This window comes from Candidatus Methylacidiphilales bacterium, from assembly GCA_033875315.1.
GTDB lineage: Bacteria > Verrucomicrobiota > Verrucomicrobiia > Methylacidiphilales > CAZTYG01 > JANRJG01.
Genome location: JANRJG010000015.1, coordinates 96944 through 115149 on the forward strand (window position 1 = coordinate 96944; position 18206 = coordinate 115149).

Below are 18206 nucleotides of genomic sequence, written 5' to 3' on the forward strand. Positions count from 1 at the left end.
GGGACGGGGGTCTTTTTTTGTATAGGAGAGGCGCGTGTCAGCCTCTTGCTGCCTTTGATTCGTATCCGGTCGCATACCGATTCCCTGGATTTCCGTATTTTAGGAAATACCAAAACAAATGGAGCAGGTGATAAGGCGCCCTACGGGAGGGCGAAGCTCCTGCTGAGCCACCCTTGGAAGACGTTGAATATGAACAAAAAAACAGAGCCACTCAATCACATGGCCTTTGGATCCAGACTCACGGATGGGTGAATGGATTTTATTTCAGTATCCAAGCCCCCAATACCTCGCGTCCTTCGCGTTCTTCGTGGTGAGCAACTGCATAGCTACAGCTCAGGAGAATCGCCCTCCCGCTGATTCAGTCCGCCGGCAAATGGGGTTTGCCGAAGGGATCACCCCAGCACGGTGAGCGTGCCGCTGGTGACACCCAGCTGGCTCGCCGCATGGAGGTCGCCCAAGAGATCCTGCGCTTGGACTTCACCCGCGAGCAGCTTTCGGTATCCGTCCAAGATGCGGTCTACCCGGGGCCCGTCCTCGTCCAGCAATTCAATACGAAAGTCCCGCACCCCTTGGGCCATAAACGCCCCCGCGTAGGCGGCCCCGCTCTGGGCTTTGCCATGGTAGACGGTGTTGCGACAGCCCACATCGGCTTTCAGCGGGTGCAGCAGGCCCACCCGGTCGCGCAGGCGCACGTCATGCTTTTCGCAGGGGCGACCGCAGTCGGTGTAATCCTTGCCCTTGGACAGGAAGGCGGCAAAGACGCAGTGCTCCATGTGGAACATCGGCATGTGCTGGTGCAGGGTGATTTCAAACCAGGTCGCCGGAGCCGCCACCAGCAGATCGCGGACCTGGTCGGCATTCAGATCGTAGGAAACCGTCAGTCGCTCGGGGCCGTGTTCCATCAGCAGGGCCGCGGTCAGCGGGTTGGCCACGTTGAGGGAAAAATCCGCCAGAAAGGGGATCTGCCGTTCACGGAACCATTCCAGGCCGCCCAGGTTGCGCACCAGGACACCGTCCGGCTGGGCGTTTTCGATCAAGCGGAAAAACCCCTCTTCTGCTGACTTCTGGATGCGGGGGGTCGCCAGATAGATCTGCGATGCGCCCCAGGCCCGTGCTTGGACCACGGCTTCGCGGTAACGACGGATGTCCTCGAAATCGAGGTAAACCGTGGGAACCTGAGCCCGCACGGCGGTTTCCAGTTGCTCCATGGTGCGACAGAGGACATGCAGCGCAGGAGAGCGATGCACGGATGACGGAGGGCGGATGATGGAGGACAGCTTTTCTTGCAGGACTCTTTGACCCGGGCGGCGTGGATGGCCGGGGTCCGGGATCGGGAGCTGGTCCACCAATTCGCGACGGAGTCGGTTCAATTCGCTCAGGGGCAGGATCAATCCGGGCTCCAGTTGGAGGTCCAGTTTGCCCAGAGAAAACGGGGTGCCTCCGAGCCTTCCCAATTGGTCGCGCAGGGTTTGTTCACTCAGCGGGCGCCTCTCGGCTTTTTGCAACGGAATTTGCGAGGTAACGGTCACACCGGAACAGGACAAGCGGAGGGGCTGGCCCATTTTGCCAGAAACCGTGACGTCGATGGAATTTGCCGGAAGGTGAATCTCGCGACTGAAGGTTTGGCGGAGGGCCTTGTTGAGTTGGGGATCGTCGGTCTTCCAGACCCGTGACCCGATCGGAATGTCGGGGAAGCGGATCTTGCCGTGCTCGAAGTAGAGCCGGGTTCCACGGATTTCATAAACCCGCCCGCCCTGCTCGTGCTCGGTATCCCCCCCGGTGTCGATGACCAACCCGTCTCCGGGCTGCAATCGGCAAGCGAAGGTCTTGAGTTTGAGGTGGTCGGGCCCCGCACTCTCGACCAAGCCGAGAAAGGCGCCGCGCTTCTTGCCGTAGCGGGCGTGGACCAATTCCTGGTGGTTGACCCCATGCATCCATCCACTGCTGAGACCGCGCGAAAAAGCCATCTCCAATTGATAGCGGTCGGAATCCGTGACTGTATTCCCGCGGTCCTCCGTCGTCCGCCCTCCGTCTTCCGATGCGGCCAGTGCCGCATCAATGGCCTTCCGATACACCTGGCAGACGGCGGCGACGTATTCCGGCGACTTCAGCCGGCCCTCAATCTTGAAGCTGGCCACTCCCAGGCGGATCAATTCGGGGATGTGTTCCACCGCGGCCAGGTCCTGCGGGGAGAGGAGGTAGCGCTTGTCGCCCAGATCCCTGACTGCCCCGTCCACGACCAATTGGTAGGGCAGGCGGCAAGCCTGGGCGCATTCTCCGCGATTGGCGCTGCGCTGGCCCAAGGACTCGCTGGTCAGGCACTGACCCGAGTAGGCCACACAGAGGGCCCCATGGACGAAAACCTCCAAAGGGGGGCATCCGGGGTCGCGGAATCGGGCCATCTCCCGCATGGATAGTTCACGGGCCAGGACGATGCGGGTGACACCGAGGGAGGCCGCAAAACGGGCGCCCTCCGGCGAGGTGATGGTCATCTGGGTGGAGGCGTGGACTTCCACGTCGGGTGCAACCAGCCGGGCCAGCCGGGCCACCCCCAAGTCTTGGACAATGATGGCATCGACGCCGGCTTCCTGAAGTTTCAGCAAGGTGTCCTCCAGATCCGGGAGTTCCTTGGTGAAGACCAGAGTGTTGAGGGTGACGTAGGCCTTTTTGCGGTGGTTGTGGAGAAAATCGACGACCTGGGAGAGGTCAGCTTCGGTGAAATTGTCCGCACGCAGCCGGGCATTGAACCGGGGCAGTCCAAAAAAAACGGCATCGGCCCCATTGGCCACGGCGGCACGCACACACTCCCAGTCCCCGGCGGGGGCGAGCAATTCGGGGCGGTCGGCCATGGGGTAATTTAACCGCGAAGAAGGCGCAGGGCGCTAAGAAATTTAACGGGACAGGCTCTGAGCCGGAACAATTCAGTTCACCACGAAGAACGTCCCGTCACCGCGTTGGTCACGCCGAACGGGACCTCACGCGGCGAAGAACGCGAAGCAGAAACACATGATTGGGAATACATGATGAAGTCATCCTACTGCATGACATTTGGATTCGGGTTGACCGATCGGTGAATGGAGTTTTTGCCAGCCAAAATCCGTATAACTTCGCGAACTTAGCGTTCTTCGCGGTAAATAACTGCATAGTTACGGATGAGACTGGCCATAGCGGGCCACGAGGAGCGCGCCGAAGAGCAGGACCCAGCAGCAAGCGTAGGCCCAGAACATGGCCACCATGAAGGAACCGAAAGCCACCGGAAGGGGGCTGCCGCTCCAGAGAACGGGAAGGGCACGCCCCAGAATCGTCCCCATGACAATCCAGCACAAACTCACCCCGAGCGCCCCCCAGGCCGCCGCAGAGAAGCGGGGTGTGTGGCGGGGCACGAGCAAATAGGTCAGGAGAACCGAGACGAAGAGCAGAAGCAGGGTGACGGAACTGCGGAGCAGGGAGGCCCCGCCCGAGGCCAAAGTCGCCAAAACCGGCCAGTGGGTGCTGATGCCGCTGCGGATGCTGTGGCCCAGGAGCAGAATCACGGCTACGCCGACCACGGCCCCGCACCAGACGCCCATCAGGCCGATGGATTTGATCCAGCGCCTCCATCCGCCGGCGGCGGCGTCCATCCGGTCGGCAAAGATCTGGTGGATCGCCCTGGCCAGTTCATTCATAAAACTGGCGGTGGCCCAAAGGGTGCTGATAAACCCCAGTGTGAACCAACCCCGCGAAGTGCCCATCTGGACAGCCTTGCCCACCCGGTTGGGGGTGCCCTCGAGACTGGCGGGCAACAACGTGCGCAGTACTTCCTCCAATTGCGGCACGATGTCGATGTGAAGCACGTGAAAGACCAGCGTGGCGGCGAGGATGAAGAGAGGCACCAGGGCCAGGAGGAAATAGAAAGCCAAAGCGCCGGCATATGTGCCGATGAGCCCGAATCGGTCGAAAAACGTGATACGCATAACGCTGCAGCAAACTGGGGGACCGTTGCTTAAGGTCTGAAAAACGTTCCCTGACGGGGAGGAATGGGAATCAATGCCGGAAGTGGCGCCGCCCGGTTAGGACCATGGCCATGCCGGCCTTGTTGGCGGCCGCGATGACTTCGGCATCCTTCACGCTTCCGCCCGGTTGGATGGCCGCGGTCGCTCCGGCACCTGCCGCGGCCTCGATGCCGTCGGGGAAGGGGAAAAACGCATCCGAGGCGATGATGCTGCCCTCGAGGGAAAGGCCGGCCTCGCCCGCTTTCCACACAGCGATACGCGAACTATCCACGCGGCTCATTTGGCCGGCCCCGATGCCGAGCGTGCGGTCGTGCGCGGCGTAAACAATGGCATTCGACTTCACGTGCTTGACCACGCGCCAGCCGAAGCGGAGGGCTTTCATTTCCTCGGCGGTGGGTTGGCGCTCTGTGACGATTTTCCAATCGGTCTCGCTCGCCGCGATGGTGTCGGATTCCTGCACCAACATGCCGCCGGTGACGGATTTGAAATCATAGGCCCCCGCTGCTGCCGCGTAATGGTTTTCGATCAGGCGCAGGTTCTTCTTTTTCATCAACACGGCCCGGGCCTCCTCGGTGTAAGAGGGGGCGATGATGACTTCGGAGAAAATTTCCGCGATGGCCTCGGCGCAAGAGGCGTCCATCGGTTTGTTGACAACGATGATCCCGCCGAAGGGGGCCTGGCGGTCGGTGGCGAAGGCTTTCTCCCACGCTTCTTTGAGTGAGTTTCCGGTGGCCGCACCACAGGGATTGGTGTGCTTGAGGATCGCCAGTGCGGGCTCGTCCCCTTGAAAATCGCCTATCAATTGCACGGCGGCCGAGATGTCGATGATGTTGTTGTAGGAAAGTTCCTTGCCGTGGATCTGCTTGAAGAAGTCGTGGAATGGGCCGTAAAGCGCGGCTTTCTGGTGGGGGTTTTCCCCGTAGCGCAGGGGCTGGGCCAGGCGGTGACCGACGGTGAATGATTCCTGCAGGGCTTTCGTCTCGGGCTCGGCCTTGGAGGTCAGGTATTGGCCGATGAGGGCGTCGTAGCGTGAAGTGTGGCGGAAGACTTTGGCGGCCAGTTTTTCGCGCGTGACCGGGCTGGTGTCACCGGAGGCCTCGATTTCGGCCCGCACCCTGGCGTAATCGGCCGGATCGACGACGACCGTGACGCTGCGGTAGTTCTTGGCCGCACTGCGGAGCATGGAAGGTCCGCCGATGTCGATGTTTTCGATCAGTTCGTCGTGCTCCACGCCTTTCTTGGCCAGGGTTTGTTCGAAGGGGTAGAGGTTGACCACGACGAGGTCGATGGGTTCGATGCCGTGGGCTTCCGCCTGGGCGACGTGTTCTTTGTGGTCGCGGAGGTGGAGCAGTCCTCCGTGCACCTTGGGGTGGAGCGTTTTGACGCGGCCGTCCATCATTTCCGGAAAGCCGGTGAAGTCCGAGACATCGGTGACGGCCAGGCCCGCCTCGCGCAGCATTTTTGCCGTGCCCCCGGTGGACAGCAGGCGGACGTTGCGCGCGGCCAGGAATTGCGCGAATTCGAGCAAGCCGGATTTGTCGGAGACGGAGAGGAGGGCGTTTTTCATGGGGAAGTTTTACCGCGAAGGACGCGAAGCGCGCGAAGGACTAAGTGAGTTTTGGGGGAGTAGGAGGTTGGTTGGGATGCTTGTTAGAATGGGCTCACTAGGGATGTGGGGATCACATCAAAACTTGAGTTTGACCGTCTGGTTGCCCTTGGTGACCTGGCCGATGATGTAGCCTTTGGTCAGGGCGAGGGTCTTGGGGGCGTCTTTCGCGCTGACGATGACCGTCATGCCGATGCCCATGTTGAAAACCTGGTAGAGCTCGTTCATCGGGACGAAGTCGCCGCTGGCCAGCAACTGGAAGATGGGGGGCACGGGCCAGCTTCCGGACAAGATCTCCACCCCGGTGCCTTTGGGGAGGACGCGCGGGATGTTGTCGATGAAGCCGCCGCCGGTGATGTGGGCTAGGCCCTTGATGGTGACGCTTTGGCCCACTTTTTTGAGCAGGGGCTGGTAGTTGAGGTGGGGGGCCAGGAGCAGTTCCCCCAGGGTCTGGCGCGTTCCCGACACCGGCGAGTCCAGTGTCAAACGCATCTTGTCGAAGAGCACCGAACGGGCGAGCGAGTAGCCGTTGGTGTGCAGCCCGGAGGAAGGCAGGCCGATGACGACGTCGCCGGGTTTGATTTTGGAGCCATCAATCATCTTCGGGCGGTCGACCACGCCGATGATCGTGCCGACCAGGTCGTAATCTTCGCCGTGATAAACGCCAGGCATCTGGGCGGTTTCACCCCCGATGAGGGCGCAGTGGGAGGCTTTGCAGGCTCTGGCCAGTCCGGTGAGGATCTGTTTGAAGACGGCGGGATCGAGTCGCCCGGTGCCGATGTAGTCGAGGAAGAAGAGCGGTTCGGCGCCGAGGACGGCGATGTCATCGATGCAGTGATTGACCAAGTCGCCACCAATGGTGTCGTGTTTGTTCATGGCGATGGCCACCTTGAGCTTGGTGCCCACGCCATCGACGCTGCTGACCAGGACGGGGTCCTTCATCTTGGGGAAGTTGGCCCGGAAGAGACCGCCGAAGCCGCCGATCTGGGAAAGGACCTCGGGTCGGCGGGTGGAGGCGATGAGTTTGGGGATGCCTGATTTGACCTTGTTCCCGAGGTCGATATCGACCCCGGCGGCGGCATAGGCTTTGGTGGTTTTGGCGCGGCTCATGGAAGGTGGGGAATTTACCGCGAAGAACGCGGAGGACGCAAAGGGGAAATCCATAACGGCCCAAGAAAGCCTTGTCGTTCTAGTATCCATGTATAACATGGATACATGGATAAGATACAAATCCTTTTCCCCGCGCCAGTCATGCGACGGTTGAGACGGGTGGCAAGCCGGGAAGACCGGCCTGTCAGCGAAATCGTGCGCCGGGCGGTTGAACGCCACCTGCAAAGTCTGCCCGAGGGCTCCTCCGATCGCAGGGTCGAACCTCCGGCCTTTGACGGCGGGGCGATCCTGGTTTCTGCGGAAAAGCTGCGAGACGTGGTATACGAAGGCCGATGAACAGCCTGGATACGAATATCCTGCTTTATGCCAGCAACACCGCGTGTTCTGAGCACGAAAGGGCACGGGCGGTGGTCGATCTCCTTTTGGCTAAACCGGGCGACTGGATCATCGTCGATCAAGTGTTGCTGGAGTTTTACCGTGCCATGCGGAACCCCAAGGTGCTGGCGCGCCCGCGATCCGCAGGTGAAGCTGCGCGTCTGATCCATTTCTACCGGGCGGAAGCCGGCTGTGCCCATGTCGGTTATGAGGAAGCTGCGTGGAAACTGATTTATCCCTGGCTTGAAAAAAGCAGCTTTCCGGCAAGCAGGACCTTCGATGCTCAATTGGCCGCCACTCTTCGACACCATGGCGTCACGCGCTTTTACACCCGAAACACCAAAGATTTCTCCGGCTTTGGATTCAAAGATGTCATCAACCCGTTGGATTGACCATGGGGCATATCATTGGTCGCGACGATTCTGCATCTAGGCCTCCAACTGCAGCCCGCCCTCGCCGTCCTTGAGTTTGGCGATGGTTTTGTCGAAGCGCTCGAGGTCGCGGCCGGCCTTTCCGTAGTCCTCCTGGGCCTGCTGGAGGCGCTGGCCGACTTTGAGGAAATCTTCCTTAAAATTCTGGAAATGACGGTCCATGTCCTGGATGCCCTTGAGCAGGGTCTTGGCGTTTTCCTGCATCTCGTAACCCCGGAAGGCCAGGGCCACGGCGTAGAGAGTGGCGGCCAGGGTGTTCGGTGAAACCGGCGTCACTTTGACCTTCCGGCAATGCTCGATCAACTCGGGCATCTTCAAAATTTCGTAAAATAAACTCTCGCTCGGCACAAACAAGAAGGCCTGGTCGGCGGTGCCGAGGTCGGGGCGGACGTATTTCTTGGAAATGTCGGTGGCCATCAGTTTGATGACGGATGACAATTCTTTGCGGGCCAGTTCGCGGGCGGGCTCGTCCTTGGCCGCATCGAGCACTTCGGCGATGCGGTCCTTGGGGAATTTGGCGTCGATGCAGAGGCGGACGTTCTTGATCTTGATCGAGGCATCGGGTTGCAGGCCTTCGGCGATGCGCGGTTGCCACTCGAAGGCCGAAGGCGGGAGGATGTCCTGGAGGAGCTTTTCCAGGGCGGTTTCGCCGAAATTCCCCTGAAGCTTGGGCGAGGCCAGGATGTGGTTGAGTTCCCCCACCTGTTCGCTGACCTTGAGCATCTGGTCGGCGCTGGATTTCAATAAGACCAGACTGGCGCTCATTTCCTTGAAGGCTCCGAAGTTCTGTTCGAGGTTGTCCTGGAGTCGTTTTTCCACGTTGGCGCGGATCTCCTGGAGGCGTTCGTTGGTCTGCTGCTGGAGGGCGGCGAAGCGTTGCTCGAGGATGAGTTGCTGGTTGGTGAGGGAATCCTGGATCATCTTGCGGAGCTGCTCGCCGGAGGCGGCGTTGACATCGCGGAAATCGGCCTTCTGGTCGCCGAGGCTTTTTTCCAGGGCGGCGCGGAGATCGGAAAGCGGGGAGGCCTGGGATTGGCTGAGGGAGGAGGGCAGTCGGGAAACCAGGTAAGCCAATGCCGCCAGCAGCACGAGGATGAGGGCGCAGAGGATGAGGATGGCGGGGAGCATAGGCTATTTTTTCGGAGGCAAGGGTTGGAGGGTGATGAGGGAAGAGAGGGGCTCGAATTCCGGATCGCGATGGATCAGGGTCGATTGGTGGATCTGGGCGGTGGCGGCGATGAAAGCATCGGCCAGACTGAGCGGGGTGGAGGCTTTGATCCGGGCGGCGGCCAGGCAGAGCGGTTCGTCCGAATGGACCCACTCCACCGGCCAGGAGCGGGCCAGGGCGAGGAGTTTATCGGCTTGTTCCGAACCGAAGCGGCGGGAGGAAATATAATGGATTTCCGCCAGGGTGACGAAGGAGCCGTAAAGCAGGATCTTGCGCTTTTGTGCTAAACGCAGGGATTCTTCCACGACGGCCGCCCCGGGTTCATCGCCAAAGAGGGCGAAGATGGCGGAAGTATCGAGGACGTAGCGTTCTTCAGCCGCGGGCACGTTCTTTCTTCCGTTCCTTGAGCAGATCGAGATTCAACGCCGCACCGGCCAGGATGCCACGGGAAGCGCGGATGGTGTCCTTGGGCAGGGGGATGACCCGGATCTCCTTGCCGTCGGCGATCCACTCCAGCTTGGCGTTGTCCTCGATCCCGAACTGGCGTCTGAGATCCGCCGGGATGACGGTCTGGCCGCGTGTCGTCACGGTGGTGATCATGATCAGAGCTTATAAGACGAAATAAGAAATACAAGACAAAAACCGAAATGACATGCAAACGTATGATGCTGGCAAAAGGCCGTTAATTAACCACTAAGACTCGAAGACGCGAAAGAGATCAGATTGGTAACTTCTGAAAACACGGATGCACGGCCCCCAAATACCCCTTTTCCGATCTTTGTGTCTTTGCGTCTTCGTGGTTCAAAGCCTTTCCCTCTCAGGGGCTAACAAAATCATAAACCACGAAGCGGGCCACCAGAGGCTTGAGCACATCTTCCACCGCTTTCTTGTGGGCGGGGTGGTTTTCGTAAGCGCGCAGGGCGGCTTCGTCGCGGAAGGTCATGGTGAGGGCGACATCGAACGAATCATCCACAACCGGCCGGTCCGAGGGGAGCGGGGTGCCGGCCTGGACATCGACCACCCCGGGCAGGTCCTTGAAGCCGAGGGAAGTGCCGATGAGTTGGGCGCGGGCGGTGGGGTCGCCCGGTTGTTTCAGCCAGCAGACGACCACATGCTGGACCGTGCCGGTGGTGGCTTGGCCTGCGGAGGGAGCAGCCGGTGGCTTGGAACAGGCCGCGGCGATGAGGAGTAAGAAAAGAGATAAGGAAAGGGTCAGAGGGGTCGGGGCTTTCATGGGGATTTCTTTGTGATTTATCGCGTTCTTATCTCGTTAATCTTACTCGATCTCGTGCTCGTTCTCTCTAACCCCGAGAGCACGAGAATGAGAAAGAGTACGAGAACGAGTAGTTGATTAAACAGCAATGCTTAGGATGCAAGCGCACCGGAGGGCACGGGCTTATTCATGATGTTATGGTTTCAGGAGTTTCCGCAACCGCGCCGTGGTGTCATCACGATCAATCCGGCTGGCGGCGACGTCGAGGGTCAGGGCTTCCCATTCGGGACCGTCTTTCTCGGGATGGAGGCCATTGAGCCGGAGGAAAACCAGGCAGGCACCGAGGGCGGCACGCTTGTTGCCATCGATGAACGGGTGGTTCCGGCACAAGTAGAACAGATAGGCCGCCGCGACTTCGATCAGATCGGCGTAGGGGGAATTCCCCGCAAACGTGGCTTGGGGGGCGGCTACGGCCGATTCCAAGAGCGCCGGTTCACGCACCCCGTCCGAGCCTCCAAATTGGTCGATGGCTGCGGCGTGGATCTCGCGCACGATGTCGACGGTCAGATGGAAGCAGTTCCCGGGCTTGGCACTCATGCGAGGCGTTTCATCGTCCTCGAATAGTCCTTCATGGTTTCCTGGATGACCTGGGTGACCTCCTCCGGGGAGACGCGCGGATGCAGCGGGGTCAGGGTGATGGTCCCTCCTTCGTGCACCGAGACCGTCATTTCGTCCCCGGTCTTGAGGTGAGCCATCTCCATCAGGGCGGCGTCGAAGATGATGCCCTGGGAGTTGCCGATTTTGCTGATCGTTTTGATCATGTCGTCATACTATGTTTTACGGCGACGGAAGTCAAGTGAGGGGGTCCGCTTAGTCACACGCGAGGAGCATGACTTACTCAACTCGTCCGGTCTGCGTTCCGCAATGCCTGTTGACTGGGATGGGGCAGATGTATTTGCGCGCTATGCCAGCGCTGGCATTAAACTTCCTGAAGCTCCAGGGCTGCCTCAATGACTTTACCGAGCAGCATGGGCTTTTTTGAACCAGCGCTGCTGTTCGATCAGGCCTGCTCCGTCTTCGCGATCAGGCGCCCGCCAAATGAGCGAGCTGTCACAATCGAGGCCGGCAAAATCACGCGCCGACTGTTCCTCTGACAGATTGCGAAGATCCTCCCACTTGATTTGATCGAGGAGTTCGCCTGTCTCTTTCCAAATGCCGATTTGGCGTTTGGTGAGATCACGCTGTTCTTGAGTCATGCTTTGAGTTTAAAGAGTTACGTTCACCTGCCCATGACATTTTTTCCAGAAAATCATGCGGGCCACGGGGGTTTCCGGATAGGCTCTTAGCCGGAACAATGCATTAGCTTTACCACGAAGCGCGCGAAGAACGCGAAGAACGCGAAGAAGAAACTTTTGGCATTGAGGGCTTTATAAAGCAGTTCAACCCCGATAAGAATCGGGGATCAACTGAGGCTCACTGATCAGTGAATCAAAAAGTCGCCTTGCACAAGTCCGAATGACTTCGCGGCCTTAGCGCTCTTCGCGGTGAAAAACCGCCTTTCCTGTCTCAATAACTCCGGTTGCTGGCGGAGTTTTCGTAGTAGTTGATGAAGGCTTGGTTGAGGACTTTGTAGCCGCCGGGGGTGGGATACTTCCCGGTAAAATACCAGTCGCCGGAATGGTTTGGCAGAGCCTTGTGTAAGTTCTCAATGGTCTGGAAGACGATCAAGACCTCGCCCTTCCAGGTCTCGGTTTTGGGGGTGACCAGTTGGGAGATGCGCCGCGAAATTTCCACGGTGGTGAAGCGGTCGTAGATTTTCTTCACGTGGTTCTGCATTTCCACCGGCTTTTTCTCCGCCTGGGCGGTGCAGAGTTGATAGACCTCGCGCAGGACATCCTCCTGCCCGTGTTCCTTGAGCAGGGAGACGGCGGCCTGGAAGGCGATAAACTTGCCCAGTTGGGACATGTCGATGCCGTAGCAGTCGGGGTAGCGGATTTGCGGGGCAGTGGAAGCGATGACGATCTTCTTGGGGTTGAGGCGGGAGAGAATCTTGATGACGGAATTTTTCAGGGTCGTGCCGCGGACAACGGAGTCGTCGACGCAGACCAGGGTGTCGCCGGAGTTGAGGGTGCCGTAGGAGATGTCGTAAACGTGGGAGGAGAGCTGGTTGCGGTCGCTTTCCTGGCTGATGAAGGTGCGGAGTTTGATGTCCTTGTGGGCCAGCTTTTCCGCGCGGGGCCAGCCGTGCATGATGAGCGGGTCGAGGAAGTTTTCGTCCAACTGGCCCTTCTTGGCCGCATCCAGGATGAGGTCGCGCACTTCCAGTCGGCGGCGCAGGCGGAGTTCGGCCAGCAAACCGTAGTAGGCGATTTCGGCGGTGTTGGGGATGAAGCTGAAAACGGTGTGGTCGAAGTCGCGCCCGCATTCTTCCATGACCTGATCGACGAGGAGGGCGCCGAGTTTTTTGCGCTCGGCGTAGATGTCGGGGTCGTTGCCGCGGGAGAAGTAGATCCGTTCGAAGGAACACTGCTTGAGCGGGGCGGGATCCTGGAAGCGGTCGATGCTGACCTGGCCGCTCTTTTTGATGATCAGGGCGGTGCCGGGTTCGACTTCTTTCACCTGGTCCTGTTCGAGATCAAACACTGTGAGCAGGGGCGCGCGTTCCGAGGCCAGGGCAATGACCTCGTCGTTGGCAAACCAGTGGAACGGACGGATGCCGTTGGGGTCGCGGACGGCGAAGACATCGCCGTTGCCGATGAGCCCGGCCAGAGAATAACCGCCATCCCATCCGCGGGAGGCCACGCGGATGATTTCCAGCACGCGCAGTTCCTCGCTGATGCGACGGGCGATTTCCGCGCCCTTGAGGCCGTCGTCGCGGAATTTGCGGTAGAGCGCGTCGTGTTCCTGGTCGAGGTGGAAGCCGATGCCTTCCAGGAGGGTCTGGGTGTCGGTGTCGAAGAGCGGGTGCTGGCCGTGGTCGATGAGGTCCTGGTTGAGGTCCTCGTTGTTGGTGATGTTGAAATTGCCGGCCAGGACGAGGTTTTTGGTCGGCCAGTTGCTGCGGCGGAAGTAGGGATGGCAGGAATGGATGTTGTAGCCCCCGGAGGTGCCGTAGCGAAGGTGGCCGAGGTAGATCTCGGCGGCGTAGTCGAAGTTTTGTTTCACCGACTGGGCGAATTCCGGGTGGACGATGCCCTTGCGGACCAGCTTGGCGTAATCCTTGAACTGCGCGTCGAAGATCCGGTCGAGCGGATTCGACTTCATCTCGCGCTCGCGGAAGATGTAGGGGAAGCCCGGGGGGACATCGAGTTTGACCGCGGCGATGCCGGCGCCGTCTTGGCCGCGGTTGTGTTGTTTCTCCATGAGAAGGAACAACTTGATGAAGCCCCAGAGCGGCGTGTTGTATTTCTCGTAGTAGTAGGAGAGCGGTTTCAGCAGGCGGACGAGGGCCACGCCGCATTCGTGGTGGATGGGGTCGCTCATGGAAGCGCAGTAAAATAAACGGACGGGCGCCGGGGGGGAAGCAACATCTGTAGAGTTTACCGGTTTCCGCCGGGGGGACAAGGGGGTCGGCGGGAGCGGGCGATCCTGGCCGCGGCCAAGAGGATGAAGAGGAGGTTGGCGATCATGATGACGGCGACGAGCGTCGGACCCAGCCGTTCGAGGCTTCCGGTCAGCCAAAGGATGACAAAAGCGGCCAATTCGGCACCCAGGATCAGGGAAAGGATGAGACCGGGGCGGGGAACGGGCATATTCTTGATTTAACCGCTGCGCGGCAGGGTGCAAGTCGGTTAAGAGCCGTGTGTGGTTGATTCCGTCATCGTTCTCGTACTCTTTCTCCTTCTCGATCTCTCGGGGAGGGAGAGAACGAAAACGATAAAGAGAAACGAGTGGACGACAAGGTGCCTTACGGGAGGGCGAAGCTCCCGCTGAGCCGCTCTTGGAAGATTGACAACAAACCAGCACGGCAGGAGCCTCGCCCTCCCGTTGATTCTATTTTGGGTAAGAGAAACGGGTGGCAACTGTTGGCAGCGGGGATGGGAATCCCCGTCTACAAAAGGAAAATCTGGGTCCTGCGTTTTTGTAGCTGGGGAATCCTTTTCCCCCTGTGTCTCATCTTGATCTTCAGGGGAGGGAGAGAACGAGAGCGAGTATGAGAACGATTGAGAGAAACGTGGGGACGACAAAGTGCCTTACGGGAGGGCGAAGCTCCTGCTGAGCCGCCTTGGAAGATTGACAACAAACCGGCTCGGCAGGAGCCTCGCCCTCCCGTTGATTCTGTCTCTCAGTTGATTCTGTTTTGGGTAAGAGAAACGAGCGGGATCTGCTGGCCATGGAAGGGAAAGGACTCTAGCCAAGGAGGATGTCGTCGCATCCCGGGCCGGTTCTTTGCTTCGGGGAAATGCTCTGGGATGAGCTGTCCACGGGAAGGCGCCCGGGCGGGGCGCCGATGAATGTGGCCTTCCACCTGAACCGCTTGGGGCGTCCGGCCCTCCCCGTCAGTGCCGTGGGGGACGATGTCGCAGGGGAGGACCTGCTGCAATTCCTCCGGGATCGGGGCGTATCGACCGTCGCCGTGGCGAAATCCCCCCGCTTTCCGACCGGGTCGGTCGAAGTCCTCATCGATGAACGGGGCGATGCGCTTTACACCATCCGGCAGGGGGTGGCTTGGGACGAGATTCCACTGACTGCGGAGATTTTGTCACGGGCGGCGACCTCCCCGGCGTTGGTGTTCGGATCGCTGGCCCAAAGATCGGCTTCCAATCGGGAATCCCTCACGAAACTCCGGAAAGCCATGGGGGAAGGTGCCCTGTTGGTTTTCGATGTGAACCTGCGCGCGCCTTTTGATGATTTGGACCGGGTCCGCTCGCTGGCAGTTGATCTGGGCGCGGGGGTGATCAAATGCAACCACGAAGAAGCCGCCCGTTGGACCGGGGGAGAGGCGATGGATTGGGAGGGAAATGCCCGGAGGATTGCGTCGGATTCGGGGGTGGCCGGGGTTTGTGTGACGGCCGGGGCCCATGGGGCGGGTTTGTGGTGGAATGGGGTGTGGTCGCAGGAGACCGGCCGACCCGTGACCGTGGTGGATACGGTCGGGGCGGGCGACGCCTTCCTGGCGGCGCTGATCGACGGCCTGCTGGCGGGCCTCCCCGCGGGAGAAATTCTCGCCCGGGCCTGCCGCTTGGGGGAATGGATCGCCAGCCAATCGGGAGCGACACCGGACTACGAACCTGAAAGGATCCTTGGCCCATGAAACCCAAAGCCGCCCCATCGATCGGCCTCCTCCGCCGCGCATTGAAAGCTGCCGCCCGTCCGCAGCGGGTGGCGGAACTGTCGGCATTCTTCAAGACCGGGCCGGGTGAATACGCCGAGGGGGACCGGTTCATCGGCGTGAGCGTGCCGGAGATGCGGCGGATCGCGGCAACCGGCGACGGTCTCCAACCGGAGGACGTGCTGCCCCTGCTCCATTCCCGCATCCATGAGGAACGTATGCTGGCCCTGATGGTCTGGGTGCGGGTCTACCCACGGGGCGACGACCCCACGCGGGCCCGCATCTTCCAGCTCTACCTCCGGGAAAGAAAATGGATCAACAACTGGGATCTGGTGGACGTTTCCGCCTATCACATTGTCGGTGCGCACTTGCTCGACCGTCCGCGGGGCCAGCTGGACCGGATGGCGCGCTCGCCCCACCTGTGGACCCGGCGCATCGCGGTGGTTTCGACCTATGCCTTCATCCGCCGGGGGCAAACGGCGGACATCTTCCGCTTGAGCAAGATCCTTCTGGGCGACGGCCACGACTTGATGCACAAGGCCTGTGGATGGATGTTGCGCGAGGCCGGGAAGCGGGAGCCGGACGCCCTGCGGAAATTTCTACGGGTCCACACGCCCTGCATGCCCCGGACCATGTTGCGCTACGCCATCGAAAAATTTTCCCCGGCGGAGCGCCGGGAATGGCTGGCCGTCCCCCGTGCCTTGAAAAGTCGCTGAAATGACGCATCAAAACACTTGATGGCCGCTCCAGCTTCGTCAGGGTATGGGGTCCAATGTCAGAAGCAGCCCACGAACCTCTGTTCAAAAGCCTGAAATTCCGTGGCGGAATGGCGGATGTTCTGGCGGGTCTGCTGGTGGGCCTGATGACCCTGGCTTTGGCGGGTTCGTACAGCCTTCTCATCTTCAACGGGGTGCTGGCGCCTTATGCCATCTGGGGGGTGACCCTGGCCCTGGTTTCGGCGGTGGTCATCGGTCTCTGGAGTGTCCTCAACGGGGCCTTTTCCGACCAGGTGTGCATCCCCCAGGACCGCATCGCGCCCATCCTGGGTTTCATGTCTGCGGCCCTCGTGGCCGTGATGGGCGAGGTCGCACCGCCCGGGCGCATCTTCGCCACCCTGGCGGTGAGCATCGCGCTCTCGACGTTGTTCACCGGGTTGCTGGTCTACGGCCTGGGGCGGTTCCGCCTCGGGAACCTGATCCGCTTCATTCCCTATCCGGTGATTGGCGGATTCTTGGCGGGCTCCGGGTGGTTGCTGGTTGCCGGTTCCGTGCGTGCCGCCACCGGGGTCGCGTTCAATTGGTCGAATCTGCCGGGTCTTTTTCTCCAGGGTGGGATCCTTCCGTGGTTCCCGGTGGCCTGCTTCGGGGTGGGGCTTTTTGCGCTGCAGCGGTTCTTCCGTCATTGGTCCGTGCTGCCGGGCTTCCTTCTTTTCAACGTCGGGCTCTTCTATGTCTGGCTGCTGGCCACGGGGCACACCCTGGATTATGCCCGGGCCCACGGCTGGTTGATCACCCTGGTGGCGTGGGAAGGCGTGCAGTGGCCGGGCTTTTTCGAAGTCCTGCAGCAGGCCGATTGGTTCCGGGTTCTCCAGATGGGCGGGGCCTTCACCGCCGTGGCCCTGACTTCGGCCGTGTCCATCCTCCTCAATTCCAGCGCCCTCGATGTCGAGTCCAGCCGCGAAAGCGACCTCAACCATGAATTGCGCACCCTCGGTGTCGGCAACCTCCTGGCCGGGCTCTGCGGCGGCATGGTGGGATTCACTTCGCTCAGCCTTTCCCGCCTGGTCCGTGAGGCCGGGGGGCGTTCGCGCCTGGTCGGTGTGAGCATGGTGGCGGTCTGTCTGGTCTGTCTGGCTGGTAACATGCATTGGATCGGCTACCTGCCCAAGTTCGTCCTCAGCGGACTGCTGCTGTATTTGGGTCTGATCTTCCTCCACGAGTGGCTGGTCCTGGCCTGGTGGAAACTGCCGCGGACCGATTATGCCGCCGTGGTGGCGATCCTCGGGGTGATTGCTTCCTCGGGATACTTCCAGGGCGTGATGGTGGGGTTGCTCATCGCCACTCTGCTCTTCGTGGTCAATTACAGCCGCGTCCGCATCGTCACCCATGTGCTCAGTGGGGCGGAACAACGCAGCAATGTCGACCGTTCGCCGCAGGAGCAGGCCCTGCTGCGCGAAAACGGTGCCAAGATCTACATCCTCCGGCTGCAGGGGTTCATCTTCTTCGGTTCGGCCAGCAGCCTGTTGGGCCAGATCCGCGACCGCCTGGCCCCGGGCGGCGGCGAGCCGGTGGAATACGTGGTCCTCGATTTCACCCGGGTTTACGGCTTGGATTCTTCCGCGGTCCTATCGCTGCGGCGATTGCGCGACCTCGTCGCCGCCTCGGAGGTGACCCTCATCCTTTGTGGGGTGGCGCCCCGCATCCTGGAGCAGATGCGTCTTTCCGGGTTGGACACCGCCAACGACCCACGGGTCAGTGTCCATCCGGACCGCGATCATGCATTGGAGTGGTGCGAAGACCGGTTGCTTTGGAAGCAGGCAGGGGATGGCGGCCCTGCGGCGGCAATGGATTTGTTTGCGCGCCTGGCCTTGACCTGGCCGGTGGGGCCGGTCCGTCCGGATGCACTCAAGCCCTACCTCGATCGGATCGAAGTGCCGGCCGGGACCCGCCTGCTGCGGCAAGGCGAGCCATCGGACGCGCTCTTCTTCCTCGAGCAGGGTCGCCTGACGGTCAAACTGGAGTCCGCCAATCAACCCGATGTCCGTTTGCGGAGCATGAATCCCGGGGCCGTGGTGGGCGAGCTCGGCCTCTACCTGGGGGAACCCCGTACCGCGTCCATCCTGGCCGATGTGGATTGCGTGCTCTTCCGCATGGGACGGGATACTCTCGATCGTTTGCAAGTGGAACAACCCGCCCTGGCCTCGGCCTTCCACCAGTGCATGCTGCGCATGGTCGCCTCCCGCTTGGTCAACACCAGCCGGACACTGCAGATGGTGATGGAGTGAGGGTTTGAACAGGAGGTAACGGAGGAAACAGAGCA

The 18206-nt window shown here is 60.6% G+C and carries 18 protein-coding genes; 5 read left to right on the top strand and 13 right to left on the bottom strand.

The genetic code is table 11. From position 1 onward, the window contains the following. Positions 1–392 precede the first annotated feature (392 nt). The 4 genes from SFU85_05905 to purM form a co-directional block, all read right to left on the bottom strand. Positions 393–2849 (bottom strand): U32 family peptidase, encoded by a 2457-nt coding sequence (locus SFU85_05905; protein MDX6766306.1) that lies wholly within the window; start codon positions 2847–2849, stop codon positions 393–395. 297 nt (positions 2850–3146) lie between these two features. Next, positions 3147–3953, bottom strand: coding sequence for a YhjD/YihY/BrkB family envelope integrity protein (locus SFU85_05910; protein MDX6766307.1), 807 nt, complete (start codon positions 3951–3953; stop codon positions 3147–3149). 70 nt (positions 3954–4023) lie between these two features. Further along, positions 4024–5559 (bottom strand): bifunctional phosphoribosylaminoimidazolecarboxamide formyltransferase/IMP cyclohydrolase, encoded by a 1536-nt coding sequence (purH, locus tag SFU85_05915; GenBank protein ID MDX6766308.1) that lies wholly within the window; start codon positions 5557–5559, stop codon positions 4024–4026. A gap of 117 nt (positions 5560–5676) precedes the next feature. Beyond that, a complete protein-coding gene (purM, locus tag SFU85_05920) occupies positions 5677–6708 on the bottom strand; it encodes a phosphoribosylformylglycinamidine cyclo-ligase (protein ID MDX6766309.1) in 1032 nt (343 codons plus the stop codon). Positions 6709–6813: 105 nt separating this feature from the next. Between purM and SFU85_05925 the strand changes: the two genes are divergently transcribed. Together SFU85_05925 and SFU85_05930 are read left to right on the top strand one after the other, a co-directional pair. Continuing rightward, on the top strand, positions 6814–7044 hold the full coding sequence (locus SFU85_05925; GenBank protein MDX6766310.1) for a hypothetical protein: 231 nt from the start codon (positions 6814–6816) through the stop codon (positions 7042–7044). Beyond that, positions 7041–7475, top strand: a complete 435-nt coding sequence (locus SFU85_05930) for a TA system VapC family ribonuclease toxin (protein MDX6766311.1) — start codon at positions 7041–7043, stop codon at positions 7473–7475. Before SFU85_05925 ends, SFU85_05930 begins: the two co-directional genes overlap by 4 nt. Before the next feature lie 36 nt (positions 7476–7511). Here the strand turns inward: SFU85_05930 and SFU85_05935 are convergent, their stop codons facing one another. The 9 genes from SFU85_05935 to SFU85_05975 all read right to left on the bottom strand — a co-directional run bounded on the left by SFU85_05935 (position 7512) and on the right by SFU85_05975 (position 13647). Then, positions 7512–8642, bottom strand: coding sequence for a DNA recombination protein RmuC (locus SFU85_05935; protein ID MDX6766312.1), 1131 nt, complete (start codon positions 8640–8642; stop codon positions 7512–7514). 3 nt (positions 8643–8645) lie between these two features. Continuing rightward, positions 8646–9068, bottom strand: a complete 423-nt coding sequence (locus SFU85_05940; protein MDX6766313.1) for a type II toxin-antitoxin system VapC family toxin — start codon at positions 9066–9068, stop codon at positions 8646–8648. Next, positions 9055–9282, bottom strand: coding sequence for an AbrB/MazE/SpoVT family DNA-binding domain-containing protein (locus tag SFU85_05945; protein ID MDX6766314.1), 228 nt, complete (start codon positions 9280–9282; stop codon positions 9055–9057). The genes SFU85_05940 and SFU85_05945 overlap by 14 nt, the downstream gene beginning before the upstream one ends. A 217-nt stretch (positions 9283–9499) precedes the next feature. Then, positions 9500–9916 carry a Dabb family protein gene (locus SFU85_05950; protein ID MDX6766315.1) on the bottom strand — a complete coding sequence of 139 codons (417 nt, stop codon included), beginning with the start codon at positions 9914–9916 and terminating at the stop codon, positions 9500–9502. A gap of 174 nt (positions 9917–10090) precedes the next feature. Beyond that, entirely contained in the window at positions 10091–10492 is a 402-nt protein-coding gene (locus tag SFU85_05955) for a type II toxin-antitoxin system death-on-curing family toxin (GenBank protein ID MDX6766316.1), read from the bottom strand. Then, complete coding sequence (locus SFU85_05960) at positions 10489–10716, bottom strand: hypothetical protein (GenBank protein ID MDX6766317.1); 228 nt, start codon at positions 10714–10716, stop codon at positions 10489–10491. The genes SFU85_05955 and SFU85_05960 overlap by 4 nt, the downstream gene beginning before the upstream one ends. A 195-nt stretch (positions 10717–10911) precedes the next feature. Then, the gene (locus SFU85_05965) at positions 10912–11151 is read right to left on the bottom strand and encodes a hypothetical protein (protein MDX6766318.1); all 240 of its coding nucleotides are present in this window, start codon (positions 11149–11151) and stop codon (positions 10912–10914) included. Positions 11152–11461: 310 nt separating this feature from the next. Next, a complete protein-coding gene (locus SFU85_05970) occupies positions 11462–13378 on the bottom strand; it encodes a hypothetical protein (GenBank protein MDX6766319.1) in 1917 nt (638 codons plus the stop codon). A 56-nt stretch (positions 13379–13434) separates the two neighbouring features. After that, the gene (locus SFU85_05975) at positions 13435–13647 is read right to left on the bottom strand and encodes a hypothetical protein (protein MDX6766320.1); all 213 of its coding nucleotides are present in this window, start codon (positions 13645–13647) and stop codon (positions 13435–13437) included. Positions 13648–14258: 611 nt separating this feature from the next. Here SFU85_05975 and SFU85_05980 point away from each other — a divergent pair. The 3 genes from SFU85_05980 (at position 14259) to SFU85_05990 (ending at position 18171) form a co-directional block, all read left to right on the top strand. After that, complete coding sequence (locus SFU85_05980; protein MDX6766321.1) at positions 14259–15149, top strand: carbohydrate kinase; 891 nt, start codon at positions 14259–14261, stop codon at positions 15147–15149. Next, positions 15146–15883 (top strand): DNA alkylation repair protein, encoded by a 738-nt coding sequence (locus SFU85_05985; GenBank protein ID MDX6766322.1) that lies wholly within the window; start codon positions 15146–15148, stop codon positions 15881–15883. Before SFU85_05980 ends, SFU85_05985 begins: the two co-directional genes overlap by 4 nt. A 110-nt stretch (positions 15884–15993) precedes the next feature. After that, the gene (locus tag SFU85_05990; protein ID MDX6766323.1) at positions 15994–18171 is read left to right on the top strand and encodes a SulP family inorganic anion transporter; all 2178 of its coding nucleotides are present in this window, start codon (positions 15994–15996) and stop codon (positions 18169–18171) included. The last annotated feature ends 35 nt before the right edge of the window (positions 18172–18206 follow it).